Genomic DNA, 14,798 nt, shown 5'->3' on the forward strand with positions numbered 1-14,798 from the left:
AAAAAAGGCAATAACCTAATAAAGGTAATAACCAAATACACGAAAGGGGCAACCGCCCCTTTTTACTTTTTAAGTTTATACCGTTACTTTGTCTAAAAACTCACTTATGCTATTCGCTAGCACATGATGTGGTTTTTTACCCACATACTCTAAGCAAACCTCACCGCTTTCTACTAATACAGTGATCAGCAGATCATCTTGCTCTGTAAGACCAATAAATACGGTTTCTGGCTGCTTTAGCTTGCGCTTCATTAACACGTGACCGGTAATATTTTGCTGTAAGCGACTAAAATCATCTTCATTCCATGCTTGTAGCAGTTCAATGTGATGATCATCAATACTCAATAACAAATTACCTGCATAGACATGACCAAACAATGGGCTTAAATCTTCAGGAAACGATAGCTCTAGCGCCTTGGCTAAGTCTTCTAAACTGCCAGCAGGTTGTTGTGGAACTGCACACCACTGAATAAGCCCCTGCTCATCGACTTCGCCCTGCTCACATGGACTTGGCCATGCTGTATCATGTTCAATAACAGGAAGCTTTCCTGTGCGTTCTAGGCATTTTTCACTAAATGCTTGATGTAACTTATCTAGTTTTGTAGAAACAGACATACTGCGAAACTCATTGGCTTTAGGTATAATGCCGCCATTGTAACTACAAAAGTGTAAAGATGACAGATTACAGCAACTCACCCGAACTGAAAAACAGTGTTCTTGGTAAAAGCACAGAGTATGTAGATACCTACACACCAAGTTTACTGTTTCCTATTGCCCGTAAATTAAACCGTGATGCATTAGGTGTTAGCGAAGATAGCTTACCGTTTAAAGGCCAAGATATTTGGACTGGCTATGAATTATCGTGGCTAAATAGCAAGGGTAAGCCAATGGTCGCTGTGGCAACGTTTGTATTTCCTTGTCAGAGCAGCCATATCATTGAGTCTAAGTCATTCAAACTGTACCTAAATAGCTTTAATCAAACACGTTTTGAGACGCTAGATGGCGTACATCAAGCGCTTAGCAAAGACTTGTCAGATGCAGTTAATGCACCGGTGGTCGTTACTTTATACCAAGCAGATGATTTCAATTGTTTGCCATTTTCAGCGTTACCGGGCGAATGTATTGATGATCTGGATATCGAAATCACCAGCTATGATATTGATGCAAGCTCACTTCGCCATAATGGTGATGAGATTGTCTCAGAAACCCTACACAGTCACTTACTAAAATCGAACTGTTTGATCACCTCACAGCCTGATTGGGCGAGTGTGATTATTCGTTATAAAGGCCAAGCGATTTGCCATGAAGCCTTATTAAAATATTTAATTTCATTTCGAACTCACAACGAATTTCATGAGCAATGTGTAGAGCGTATTTACTGCGATTTAATGCAGCAGTTAAACCTCGAAGAGTTAGAAGTGTATGCCCGTTATACACGCCGTGGTGGTTTAGATATCAACCCTTATCGCTCAACGAATCAAGATGAAACACCCTTCAAGGTAAAAATTAATCGCCAATAACTTTGGTGACAATAAAAAACCGAGTTGTGAACTCGGTTTTTTATTGTCTGAAGATTCGTTACAGGTAATTACTCGTCTTTAAAAATACCCACATACGTTGGTGATGTATTTGATTTACTCGCACGGTACATACCAGCGGTGTTAAACGGCAAGCTGATGTTACCTTTAGCATCAATAATGATCACACCGCCTGTGCCACCTATAGGCATTAATACATCGTGGATCACTTCGTTCCCCGCTTCCACAATGGTTTTACCTTGGTATTTTACGCGAGCACAAATATCAGCTGCCACATTGTAACGAATAAAGTACTCGCCATGGCCTGTCGCAGATACTGCACATGATTCGTTTTCAGCAAAGGTCCCCGCACCAATCACTGGTGAATCGCCCACACGGCCAAAACGTTTTGCTGTCATGCCACCTGTAGAGGTACCTGCGGCGATATTACCGTTTTTATCAAGTGCAACTGCACCGACAGTACCCATTTTGTAATTAACAGGCAGGGCTTTGTGTGCAGCTTGGTAGTCTTTGCTAGTTACTTTTTGTTTATCGAGCTTTTCTTTTGCTTTTAATAAGGCTTTATAACGGTGCTCAGTATCAAATAGGTTGTTTTCAACCAGCGGCATACCTTGAGTTTTTGCAAACTCTTCAGCACCTTGACCGCTGAGCATAACATGCACTGATTTTTCCATCACTAAGCGCGCTAGGTTAATTGGGTTTTCAATATGTTTAACCCCTGCAACAGCACCTGCTTGGCGTGTGCGACCATCCATAATCGATGCATCAAGTTCATGTGCACCGTCATAAGTATATACAGCACCGCGACCAGCGTTGAAATACGGCGAGTTCTCCATCACATTAATTGCCGCAGTGATGGCATCTAGGCTCTCGCCGCCCTTTTCGAGCACCGCATAGCCTGTTTCAACAGCTTCTTTTAGTTTTGCACGATAGGCTTTTTCTTGCTCTGGCGTGAAGCGGCTCTTTTCAATCGTTCCTGCACCACCATGAATGGCGATAGCAAAAGGTTGATCACTACTGTGGCTTAAAGTACTAAATGATAATGCGCTAAACGCAATGGCAGAGGTGAGTAATGTTTTTAACATAGGGGCACTTATATTTATTTTAGTTTGTAAGCCCAATGTGAATAATTCGGCGCCGGTTTTCAAGCTTTAACCGACGAAAGAAACAAAAAAAGCGCCTAACGGCGCTTTTTTTCAGCAGCTTAAAATTAATCTTGAGCTGCTTTTAAACGCGCTAAACGTGCTACTTGGTGAGTAGACGTTAAGAAAGAGTAGATAGGTGCTAAGTAGCCACGCTTACGAAGGTCTAAGAACTCTTCATCGCTTAGTGAGTTAAGTTTTTTCTCATCAACAAGGTAGATACCGTTGATGTCTTTTTTCTCACCTTTGATTTCTACCGTTAGCGTTTGTGCTACTAGTAGTTCTTTGTCTGCAAGGTACTTAGTGAATGCTTCAGTTACCTGAGAGAACTCGATGAAAGAAACAAGTGCTTCTTTACGACGCTTAAGGTACTCAGTTTCTTCACCGTTTTCGAAAAGTGCATTACCTGTTTCTTCGCTTACAAGTGGGCTTGCTTCGTCGATTACGATACCAAATTGGTCAGCTTCTGGGTGCTTAACAAGACCAAGTGGGTAACGAGTCATAGACATAGGTGCAAATGCAGCTGTCCATTTGTCGTCTTGAATGAAAAGGTTCTCGCCTGGCTCTAGACCAAATAAAGCAACTGCTTGGAATTGACCTGATTCGTTGTTTTTAACAAATGCCATTGGGAATTCATTTGCGATGCGTGCAAATTCGTGTGCAACCACAGGTACTAAGTGCTGAGTTTTCATGAACTCAATGTTGATGCCATTTTGAATTTTAGTGTTGGCATGTTTTTCGTTATGTAAAGGCTGTACTTGTTGCTCCGCCATGATACTGCTCCATTAATTTTATAATATGTTTTTGCTGTTAGTGCCCAAAGCCTATAGGTTTTGGCAACAAAAAGGAAGTGAAAATTTTGTGGCAGTTTGTACATTATAAATTAACAAATTTACCTACATTACCAATCAACCCCAAATGATGAAAAAACAAGCTATAAGCAAGTAAATATTATCACGCATAAGCCACTATTTTTGTTAGTATATTCAACAATTATAGGGAGACGGGGGCAAACAATGGAAAGCTATCAATTAAATAAAGACTATAAAGTAAGCAGCGTTTTCATTGCTGAAATTAATGAGGCCGTCATTATTATTGATGACTTTTTACACAGCCTTGAGCCTATTTATCAATTTGCCACAGATACGGCCTATTTCCAGCCTTTTGGCAGCGATGGCACACTCTACCCAGGCAAACGAGATGAAATGCCTGCGCCTTATTATCGAGCTTTTGAGCGGCTACTTAACGAGCTTTTAGAGCAAGGGATCATTACAAGCGGTGAAAATAATTTATATCTTCACCGCTGTAAGCTTTCATTAGTTACTCAAAATGCGGATAAATTAAATACCTTGCAGCGTATGCCACATATTGATTCAACGGATGATAAAACATTTGCAGCAGTGCATTATTTGTCTCCCAAAGACTGGGGCGGCACAGGTATATACAAATACCTGCCTGAGAATATTATTAAAGTGACAGCTGATAACCAAAATAGCGTGCATAACATGGTTGCTGATACTGAAAAACACAGCGCAACTCATCAAGGCTATTTAAATGAAACAACAGAGCTTTTTGAAAAAGTGGTGGATATTGAAGCGAAGGTAAATAGGCTCGTAATTTATAAGAGCAACCTATTGCATAGCGCAGCTCTTTTTAATCACAAAAAGTACAGCAATGATCTAAGCAACAGCCGTTTATCTATCTCTTCGTTTTTTAGAATTAGCTAAGCTGGCTAATACTTTTTTAGCCAGCTCAGTTAATAAAGTTAGTTTTTCTGTAAGCCAAATTTCTTTATTTTATTTAACAGCTCTCTGTGCTTAGGTAGCTCATTTAATAACTGCTTGACGCGCTGCTGTTTAAATTTAGCAACTTGTTGATTGTCGCTCTGCTTATATTGCTGTTTGGCAGGTACATAATGCATACCAAACAATACATATAAGTAGTTTTCTAAGTCGAATAAATCGAACTTACTGGCAAAGTCTTCGCGTACTGGTGTAAAGCGCTGCCAGCGTGCTAGGTTATTTTTTAGTTTTTCTGATAACTGGTCGGCTTTTTTGTTATCACGCCAAAAGGCTGAATCAGTTCTATCCGAAATACAGTAATGCATTTTTATAAAATCAAACGTTTGTTGCCATACATAATTCACCTGCTGATTGTAATCACCAGCAACTAAGTTAATGTCATCTCGGGTACGCGGAAAACGCTTTGCTAATAACCCCGCAGAAAAGTCTGCAATTAAGATGGCAGTTGCTTCAAGTGGCTCAACAAACCCTTGTGACAACCCTATAGCGACACAGTTTTTGTGCCACATTTTTTCTCGATGCCCTACTTTCATCGGGATCTTTCTTGGCGTTAAGTGCTCAAATTTATTACCTAAATAATGATGCAATTTAGCGTGTGCTTGCTCATCGCTCATATGCTTAGATGAATAAACAAACCCCACTCCTCTTCGCTCTGTGAGCGCAATATCCCAGATCCAACCAGCTTGGTGTGCCGTAGCAATAGTGTAAGGCGGTATTTCATCATCGTTTTGTGTCGGTACTTGCAATGTGATTGCAGTATCAGTTAATAAACTATCTGACTTATCAACAAAGCCCACCCCTAGTTTTTGCCCAATAAAGGCAGCCGAAAAACCGGAGCAATCAATAATAAAGTCAAATTCTAAGGCGTTACCTTCTGAGTCGATTAGGTATGTAATAAAACCTTGCTCATCACAGCTGACATCTTTAATTTCTGCAAACAAGTGTTTTACAGCAAAATGTTGCGTGGCATGGCTTCCTAAGAATGCAGCAAACTTTTTAGCATCAAAATGATAGGCATAGCCATTGATACCTGCATATTGCGGTGTCGCAATTGTTTTAGGTGCTAGGTTATTTTCACAACACGCATGTTGCTTAGAAACAAAGTCTGCGTAATCATTACCGTTACCCTCAGCAAGCCACTGCTGCGTTAACTCCTCACCGAATATATGTGGGTGATCAAATAAATGATGGTAAAAGTTAGCACCATGTTTGTGTTTATCTAGCCAATTTACAAACTTGATTGACTGCTTAAAAGTAACATCACATTCGTTGATAAAGTCACTTTCACTGATACCAAACTTTTGCAAAGAGTTGCGCATCGAAGGAACAGTACCTTCACCGACACCTATGCTGGCAATATTAGGAGACTCGATTAATGTGATCTCAATGCCACTTTGCAAAAGCGCGTGACCCAAATGGTTAGCGGCTAACCAACCTGCTGTTCCGCCACCAACAATTGCGATTTTTTTTATCATTTTTACTCGCCCACTTTTTACTCACAAAAAAGCCCAGTGCGAGCTGGGCTTTCTTAATTTCGTTATCTAAATCAAATTAGAAACGTAGTGATACACCTAGCTTGTAGCGTGCTTCACCTTCAAAGCTCCATGCTGGGTAGCCGTTACGAAGCTCAGGAACGACTTCTGCATCAGAAGGAGCAACACCGATTTGTACGCTGTCTTCTTCAGTTAAGTTAACAGCTTCAAACGTTACGTCAATGTTATCAGTTACACTGTAGTTAGCACTGAAATCAAGAGTACCGTATGATTGATGCTCACGGTTACCGTAGAAACCAGGTAGCTCACGGATCATGTACTCTGAACGCCAGTTATAAGCTAAACGTGCTGAGTAAGTATCTGTTTCATAGTAACCCACTAAGTTCACAGTATGCTTAGACGAATCTGAGAATAATGGGATCATATCTGGGTAGTTTTCAGCTTCTGATGGTGCATCTACGAATGTGTAGTTTGCTGAGTAACCAAAGCCACTGTCAAAGCCATCTTGAATTTGTAGCTCGATACCTTCGATTTGGCCACCACTTGCATTAAGCTTAGTAGATAGCGTCCAGTTATCACCTTGAGTATCTGGGTCTACAACACCGATTTGTTGATTCAAGATTTGGCTTGAAGTAACAAATGATGTGATGTCTTTGAAGAAGTAAGTTGCACTTACCATACCGTCACCATCAAAGTACCACTCGATACCTAAATCAGCTTGAGTTGCTTTGAATGGGTTAAGGCCTACGTTACCTTTAGTTAGTACTTCGTTATTTGCTGTACCATCAGCGTAACCTGCAAAGGATGATGCAGAGAACATATCTGTGTAGTTAGGACGTGCAATAACTTGTGCAGCAGAGGTACGTAAAATTACATCTTCAGCTAAATCGAATGCGATATTGATGCTAGGTAATACGTCGTTGTAGCTCGCTTTATCTGTGCTTAGTGAACTTTCGTACTCACCATTTGCAAAACCGTAGTAATCTGATTCTGCATCTGTAGAGATATAACGTAAACCGAAGTTACCGCGGATAGATTCTGCAGAGAACTCAGCCATTGCGTAAACTGCGAAGTTTTCTTCTTCGATTGTACCGTAACCTGAGCGGTATACAGCTGAATCATTATCGAAGCTTGCAATTGCAGCACGTGCATCAGATACCATTTTGTCAAAATCTGGCTCAGGTAAAGTGAAACCTGCACCTGATGACATTGTACCTGAGTAGTAAGTCTCACCATCACCACTTGGTAATGTATCAACTAAAGTAGTTGAGTAAGTCTCTTGTTTTACTTCATGATCAGCCCAACGGAAACCTGTTTTGATTGCTGTGATAGCACCAAAATCAACAGGGAATGAAAGGTCTAACTGTGCGTAAGTTTCTTCATCTGTGTTAGGTTGCTTTTTAAGTGCCCAACCAGCTGGAGATAACGGACCTGCAAAGTCTGATGGTTCAAAGTATTTGTTATTGATGTCAATTTTGATCACATCACCAGTAGCATCATAAGTACCTGCGTAATCAGATGGAACACCAATGAAGTTACCGTAGTTTGCAGTTAGGTCTGTACCACCTTCTGATTCAGTTGTACCGAAACGACCTGTTAGTGTGAAGTAGTCAGCTTCGTATTTAAGGCTGAAATCTGCTGTGTCAGATGTCATGCTTGCAATACGTGCCCAAGTTTGAGTCCAACCTGGATTCACACCTTCACCAGTACGACGGTAGAAAGTACATGTACCTGATGCATTTGTTTGCTCACAAGCTGCTTCTTTGTCGTCAGGGAACATTACGAAGTTTGAGGTATTTGCATTGTTTGCATCTAACTCAAGGCTCATAATGTTTAAACCTAGCTCTAGGTTTTCTGTAGGACGATACTGAAAAGTTGCATTTAATGCTGTACGCTCACGCTCTTGTTGGAACGTAGTAGGAACAATATCACCCCAACCGATCAGTGATTCGATACCGTTACGTTGGTAGTTTGTTTCAGCCCAAGAAACAGAACCTAGTAGACCGAATGTTTCTTCGTCATTTTTCCAGCTAAATAAACCAGAAACTTGAGGGTCTGTTTCTTCAGAGATTGTGCCGTAATCGCCTTTTACACTTAAGAAAGTCGTACCAGCGTCAAGATCAAGTGGCTTACGAGTGTTAACAATAACAGTACCACCAACACCACCTTCTACAACGTCAGCTTGAGAAGATTTATAAACTTGGATTTCACCAACTAATTCAGGTGGTAAAAGCGTGTAGTTGAAGCTACGGTCGATTGATTGTTGGTCATACCAACCTGTTGATGCAACAGTTTGACCGTTTAAAAGTGTGCGTGTTAATTGGCTTGAAGCACCACGAATAGACACTTGCTGACCTTGACCGAATTGACGGTTAACAGCAACACCTGAAATACGACCAAGTGCTTCACCTACATCGCCATCAGGAAACTTACCGATGTCTTCTGCAGAAACAGCATCGACAACGCTGTCAGCAAAGCGCTTAGTATTCATTGAAGCTTCAAGTGAACGGCGAATACCGCGAACTTCAATTACTTCAACATCTTCTTGAACTTTAGTTTCTTCTGCTGCGTATGCAGCGCCAGTGAACCCAGCACTCATTACGAGGCCGATATTAACTGCTAATAAGCTTTTCTTAAAATTTTTAGCTAACACAGGATTCCCCTTGAATCATTTTGTTGGTTTTTTATATCACTTCTGCCCAGTGATGATGACAACGCTGTCATCTAGTAACAAACCATACACTCTAAATTACATTTGTGCTACATCTTTTTGGTTAATTTGTGCAAAAAATTTACAACGAAATAATCAAGTTATTGATATAACTAATATTTAATATTGAGTTTTTAAGAATTGTTACAAATAAACGGCGCAAATATAGCATGAGTGATATTGCAGATGAAAAGACCAAAAGGATGAGTTTTTGAAATTTGCTGAAAATTACATGTGTTTTTGTAAGCTTTAGTTTCCATTGGACGTTTATTAACCATAACTAAAAGTTATATAAAACCCGTTATCTAACAATAAATTAGCTTAAAAAAGTAACCTATTCCTAAAAGCACGCTGTCATGTGCAAATTATTTTAACTTTTTCTGGGCAGAATGAGTTAAAGGGAATATTGAGAATAATAACCAATAACAATGACAGCGTTGTCATTTTTAATTATATAGAGCCCTTTTGTACTTGTCTAACACTTTATCGGGCTATTTAAAGAAAGCGTATTTATGCAAAATCGTTTGTTAAAGATGAGAATTTAAAAACAAAAAAGCGAGCATAATAGCTCGCTTTTGACATTGACTTTAATCAGGCGATTAAGGCGCCCAATAAACTTCAATATTGATATGCGGGTGATTCAATACAGCACGTAAAGGCATGTCAGCAACTGCACCGCCCTCTTTCGCTTGCTTGTAAACAGCGAGCTTTTCTTCACCGCTAATTAAAAGCTTCACTACTTTAGAGTCTGCAATCGCAGCTAAAGTTAACGTCATACGCTCAGTGATTTTACCTGTTACATCGCTTTCAATAGCATTAATTGCACATACTAAATCATCTGTCGCAAGACCGTGTTCTAAACCTTCAGCATGAGGGAAAAGAGAAGCCGTATGACCATCTGGACCCATGCCTAAAATCGTCACATCAAAAGGACGCTTTAATGCTTTGTATGCAGCTTCACATTCAGCAACACCATTTTGTGCCGTTAATGCGTCATTTTTCATTGTTACGAAATTAGCCGCAGCGCCATGGTTTTGTAATAACGTGCTTTTGATAAATGCTTCATTACTTTTTTCATGATCAGCATCAACCCAACGCTCATCAACCATAGCAACATCAATGTTTGCCCAATCAAGTTCAAGGTTCGATAAGTGCTTATAAGCAGGTGCTGGCGATGAGCCACCCGATACCATTAGTACCGCACGACCATCTTCTTTAATACCAGCGACAAGGTTTTGTTCAAGGCTTGAAGAAAGCTCAGCTGTTAATTCGTCTTTGTTTGCAAAGAATTTTTCAACAATTGTTGCCATCTTAATTACGCCTTATCGCCTGTGTTAAACCAAACGTGGTTGTTTTCTTCTAAAAGCTCATCTGCATCTTCAGGGCCCCATGTACCAGCACGGTATAATGATGGTGCACCTTTTTCTTGCCAACGCTCAATGATTGGGTCAATCCATTTCCATGCTTGACGCACTTCATCACGGTGAATAAACAGTGATGGGTTATTTGCTGCGGCATCTAACATTAAGCGCTTGTAAGCATCTGAATGGAAACCATTACTGTACGCTTGCGATAACTCAATGTTCATAGTTACTGGTTCTAATTGCATCTCAAGGTTATCAAGGCGCTTAGACATCAGTGTTAATTGAATTGTTTCTTCTGGTTGCAGACGAATAACAAGACGATTTGGCTCAATGTTACCTACGTTGTCGGTATAAACGTTGTGAGATACTTTTTTGTATTCCACAACGATTTCAGCACAACGCTTTTTCATACGTTTACCAGTACGAAGATAGAAAGGAACACCAGCCCAACGCCAGTTATCGATGTGCGCACGAATAGCAACAAAAGTTTCTGTTTTGCTCGCACCTTCGTTTAATTCTTCTAAGTAACCTGGGACGATTTTACCGTCTAAGTTACCTGGTACATACTGACCACGTACAATGTTTGCATCAACATCTTCAGCCACTAACGGTCGTAAAGACTCAAGTACTTTTAATTTTTCAGTACGGATGCTGTTCGCGTTTAATTTGTTTGGTGATTCCATTGCCACTAAGCAAAGTAATTGCAACAAGTGGTTTTGTACCATATCGCGTAATGCACCCGCTTTATCGTAGAAACCAGCGCGGCTTTCTAGACCTACGGTTTCTGATAAGCTGATTTGGATGTTATCGATTGATTTTGCATCCCACAGGTTTTCAAACAGTGAGTTTGAAAAACGCAGTGCCATTAAGTTTTGTACTGTTTCTTTACCTAAGTAATGGTCAATACGGAATACTTGCTCTTCTTTGAAGTATTCAGCAATTTTTGCATTGATTGCTTCAGCAGACTCACCACAGTAACCAATCGGTTTTTCAACAACAACGCGTGACGTTTCTGTGATCAGACCTTTCTTAGATAAGATTTCACAACAGCTACCGTACACTGCAGGTGGTAATGAAAGGTAAAAAACACGAGACTTATCAGCATCGTGTTCATCAAGGATATCTTTTAGTTTATCCCAGTCGTCATCGGCTTCAGTTACATTCGTTACAACTGGCACAAGATAAGCTGAAAATGCTTTCCAATCTTTTGCGTTGTACTCACCTTTACCTAAAAAGTCTTGTAACGCTTTATGTGCTGTTTCGATGTATTCTTTACGTTTGCTTTCTTCACGTACCGTAGGAAGGATACGAGAACCTTGAGGAAGGTTGCCCTCTTGATAAGCGCGATACATTGCAGGAAGTAACTTACGTAACGCAAGATCACCGCCGCCCCCAAAAATTACGATATCAAATGGATTTAACATATATCACTCTCTACATTGGCAATGCCATGTTAATCGACTCATGCAGTATGGCAGTGCGTGTTGTTATCTGGTTGATTGGCTGTGTTAGATGATCCCTTTAACAAAGCCTGTTGAATTTGTTGTAAGTAGTTTACTCATTATTCTTATGTTGGCTGAAGTAAATGAGTCTTAGGGGCTCTGTAAATCCTCTCACAAAAATACAGGCCCTAAGAACTCCAGCGCTACCCGTTCAAAGGTATTCGGTTTGCAGCTGTTGCTGCGAATCTATTACTGCTTACGATGTGTTTTATAGTAAGCGATCAGTCCGTTGGTTGAGCTATCGTGTGGATGACTGACTGCGTCATCAAATAATTCAGCTTCAATTTTAGAGGCAAGTCCCTTACCTAGCTCTACACCCCATTGGTCAAATGAACAGATTTCTAAGATAATGCCTTGGCAGAAGATCTTGTGCTCATAAAGCGCAATTAAACGTCCTACCGTTTTCGCATCAACTTTATCTAACAACATTGACGTTGTTGGGCGATTGCCTTGGTGAATCTTATGATTCAATAATTCTGCAATTTCTGCTTCAGATTTACCTTTTGCGGTTAAATCTGCAGTTACTTGCTCTGCATCAACACCGGCCATCATCGCTTCGGTTTGTGCAAAGAAGTTTGATAATAAAATATCATGGTGCTTACCAACATTTACTTGCGGCTCAATTGAGGCAATAAAGTCAGCAGGTACAATTACATTACCTTGGTGCAGACATTGGTAAAAAGCATGTTGACCATTAATACCTGTCATACCCCAAATAATTGGAACCGTCGTGTAAGGAACCGTTTCACCAGCAAAAGTAACGTGTTTACCGTTACTTTCCATCTCACCTTGCTGTAAATACGCAGGTAACATGTGTAGTGCTTGGTCATACGGTAAAATAGCTTGTGCCGTATAACCTAAAAAGCTAGTGTTCCAAACACTTAAAAGCGCCATTAACAATGGTACGTTATTTTCAAATTCAGCATTTTTAAAATGCTCATCAATTTCAAACGCACCTTCTAGGATCTCTTCGAACGCGTCGAAGCCTAAGTACAGGGCGATTGGTAATCCTATCGCACTCCATAAAGAAAAGCGACCGCCTACCCAATCCCACATTGTGAATACGTTTTCATCAGCGATACCAAAGGCCGCTGTTTTTTCTAAATTGGTGCTTACAGCTACAAAGTGCTTAGCAATATGTTCTTGCGCTTGTGCTGTTTGTAAAAACCACTCAACAGCCGATTTAGCGTTAGTCATGGTTTCTGAGGTTGTAAATGTTTTAGATGAGATAACAAATAATGTTGTCTCAACATCTAAACCCTGTAAAACAGACGCAATTTGAACACCATCAACATTTGATACATAGTGAACATTTAATGTGTCGTCAGCATAAGCAGCAAGTGCTTCGGTTGCCATTTGCGGACCAAGGTTTGAACCACCTACACCAATAGCAACAACATCTTTTACAGCTTTACCTGTGTAGCCTAACCACTCGCCACTGCGTACTTTGCCAACAAAGGCTTTCATTTTAGCAAGCTCAGCGTTAACAGCGTCTGTTACGTTTTCGCCATCAACCATCACAGCTGTGTTAGCGCGGTTACGTAAAGCAGTATGAAGTACAGCACGGTCTTCAGTAATGTTAATTTTCTCACCACTGAACATCTTGTCGCGCCATGCGCTGATATCGCACTCTTTCGCTAAAGCAATTAATTGTTCAAAAACAGTCTTATCAATTTGTTGTTTTGAGTAATCGAATAATACACCTGGGATCTGAGCAGAGAATTGCTCGAAACGCGTGCTATCTTTGGCAAATAAATCTTTAAGATGAATTTGTTTCATCTTCTTGGCACTTTCAGATAGTGCTTGCCAACTAGCTAATTGCGAACGGCTGCTCATATATATAATCCCCTCAAAACTTGCAACAAACTGATTTTTAACTATCTTTTTATTAATGTTGAATAAAGACAGCAATTAAAAATACGATGAAAATTAACACTAAGTTAAAATGACAACGCTGTCAATGTTCTACTTTTACATTTTATAGTCGAGATAATAGCGCAATTTTTCTCTTTTGACACCGGTATCATAAAAATTATCTCAATTATTTTACTGCTAATTTGGTAGAACATTAGATACACTAACTAACTTATATTAAATATTAATGTACCTATTAAGAAAAAGCGCTCTGGTGAACACTTTTCGATATTATTATAATACAAATATAACTAACTATAAAGTAACAGTATGAAAGTAACCATAAATGATGTAGCCAAGCTCGCTGGTGTTTCAATGAAAACCGTTTCGCGAGTAATTAATAAAGAGCCATCGGTCAGAAAAAAAACGTACGACATAGTGATGGACGCTGTTAACACGTTGAACTATCAACCAAACCTTGCAGCTCGTAACCTAGCAGGCACATCGTCTTTTACTGTTGGTTTAGTTTATGACAACCCGAATGCGTATTATGTCATCGATATGCAAAACGGTGTGTTGTCGCGCTGTAAAGAAGAAGGCTATGAGCTGGTGATTCATCCATGTAATTACCTTGATGGCAACATGGAAGAAGACTTTAAAACCATGATCAAGCGCTCTCGCTTAGCAGGCCTTGTATTAACGCCACCGCTGTCAGAGCAAAATAGCATTATCGATATGCTTGATGAAATGGGCATTCATTATGTACGCGTACTCTCTGGTCGCCCTACAGAAGATGACCAAGACACTTGTATCTATGTGAACGACTACGCCGCTGCGTACGAAATTACTTCTCACCTACTCTCCCTTGGCCATAAAAATATTGGTTTTTTATGTGGTGACAAAGAACATAAATCTACAACTGAACGCTTAGAGGGTTATCAGGCCGCATTAAAAGATCACAGCATCACGATGAATGATAAGCTGATCTACGAAGGCCAGTATTCTTTCGAATCAGGTGTAGAAGGTGCAAAAGCATTGCTGGGTGAGAATAACCCGAATAACATCACTGCCCTTCTTGGCGGTAACGATGAAATGGCAGCAGGCGCGTTATTCGCCTCACGTTTAATGGGTATCGAAATTCCACAGCAGTTATCAATTACCGGCTTCGAGGACTCTCCGTTCTCGCGTCAGACTTGGCCTAAACTCACTACAGCTCATCAGGCGAATGATGTGATTTCGCAGCATGCAGCGCGTTTACTGTTTAGAAAAACCCGTGGTGCACGTAATCAAGATAAAGACATCATCACGACCTTTACCCCTTCATTAGTAGTACGGGAAAGCTCAGGCCCAACCTCAGCTTAACTTATTCAAGGTACGAAAAAGCCGCTCTATA

11 protein-coding genes are annotated in these 14,798 nt (G+C 40.3%); 3 read left to right on the forward strand and 8 right to left on the reverse strand.

Annotated elements, in window-relative coordinates; all coding sequences use genetic code 11:
• Positions 1 to 75: 75 nt before the first annotated feature.
• Positions 76 to 615, reverse strand: coding sequence for a SecY-interacting protein (gene syd, locus MTF66_RS27915; RefSeq protein ID WP_054563617.1), 540 nt, complete (start codon positions 613 to 615; stop codon positions 76 to 78).
• Positions 616 to 674: 59 nt separating this feature from the next.
• On the opposite strand from syd, the gene queF reads away from it, so the two are divergent.
• Positions 675 to 1,520, forward strand: coding sequence for an NADPH-dependent 7-cyano-7-deazaguanine reductase QueF (gene queF, locus MTF66_RS27920; protein WP_248529306.1), 846 nt, complete (start codon positions 675 to 677; stop codon positions 1,518 to 1,520).
• A gap of 68 nt (positions 1,521 to 1,588) precedes the next feature.
• Here the strand turns inward: queF and MTF66_RS27925 are convergent, their stop codons facing one another.
• The gene (locus MTF66_RS27925; RefSeq protein WP_248529307.1) at positions 1,589 to 2,623 is read right to left on the reverse strand and encodes an isoaspartyl peptidase/L-asparaginase family protein; all 1,035 of its coding nucleotides are present in this window, start codon (positions 2,621 to 2,623) and stop codon (positions 1,589 to 1,591) included.
• A gap of 125 nt (positions 2,624 to 2,748) precedes the next feature.
• Entirely contained in the window at positions 2,749 to 3,453 is a 705-nt protein-coding gene (locus MTF66_RS27930; RefSeq protein WP_248529308.1) for a SapC family protein, read from the reverse strand.
• A gap of 243 nt (positions 3,454 to 3,696) precedes the next feature.
• On the opposite strand from MTF66_RS27930, the gene MTF66_RS27935 reads away from it, so the two are divergent.
• Complete coding sequence (locus tag MTF66_RS27935) at positions 3,697 to 4,407, forward strand: DUF6445 family protein (protein WP_248529309.1); 711 nt, start codon at positions 3,697 to 3,699, stop codon at positions 4,405 to 4,407.
• 38 nt (positions 4,408 to 4,445) lie between these two features.
• Here the strand turns inward: MTF66_RS27935 and MTF66_RS27940 are convergent, their stop codons facing one another.
• The 5 genes from MTF66_RS27940 to pgi form a co-directional block, all read right to left on the reverse strand.
• On the reverse strand, positions 4,446 to 5,957 hold the full coding sequence (locus MTF66_RS27940; protein ID WP_248529310.1) for a tryptophan halogenase family protein: 1,512 nt from the start codon (positions 5,955 to 5,957) through the stop codon (positions 4,446 to 4,448).
• A 76-nt stretch (positions 5,958 to 6,033) separates the two neighbouring features.
• Entirely contained in the window at positions 6,034 to 8,574 is a 2,541-nt protein-coding gene (locus tag MTF66_RS27945) for a TonB-dependent receptor (RefSeq protein WP_058586356.1), read from the reverse strand.
• A gap of 710 nt (positions 8,575 to 9,284) precedes the next feature.
• Complete coding sequence (gene pgl, locus MTF66_RS27950) at positions 9,285 to 9,995, reverse strand: 6-phosphogluconolactonase (RefSeq protein ID WP_248529311.1); 711 nt, start codon at positions 9,993 to 9,995, stop codon at positions 9,285 to 9,287.
• 5 nt (positions 9,996 to 10,000) lie between these two features.
• Positions 10,001 to 11,473, reverse strand: a complete 1,473-nt coding sequence (zwf, locus tag MTF66_RS27955) for a glucose-6-phosphate dehydrogenase (RefSeq protein WP_054563610.1) — start codon at positions 11,471 to 11,473, stop codon at positions 10,001 to 10,003.
• 267 nt (positions 11,474 to 11,740) lie between these two features.
• Positions 11,741 to 13,387 carry a glucose-6-phosphate isomerase gene (pgi, locus tag MTF66_RS27960; protein ID WP_058586232.1) on the reverse strand — a complete coding sequence of 549 codons (1,647 nt, stop codon included), beginning with the start codon at positions 13,385 to 13,387 and terminating at the stop codon, positions 11,741 to 11,743.
• A gap of 348 nt (positions 13,388 to 13,735) precedes the next feature.
• On the opposite strand from pgi, the gene MTF66_RS27965 reads away from it, so the two are divergent.
• On the forward strand, positions 13,736 to 14,767 hold the full coding sequence (locus MTF66_RS27965) for a LacI family DNA-binding transcriptional regulator (protein WP_248529312.1): 1,032 nt from the start codon (positions 13,736 to 13,738) through the stop codon (positions 14,765 to 14,767).
• Positions 14,768 to 14,798: the final 31 nt, after the last annotated feature.

This window comes from Pseudoalteromonas sp. 2CM39R, from assembly GCF_023161845.1.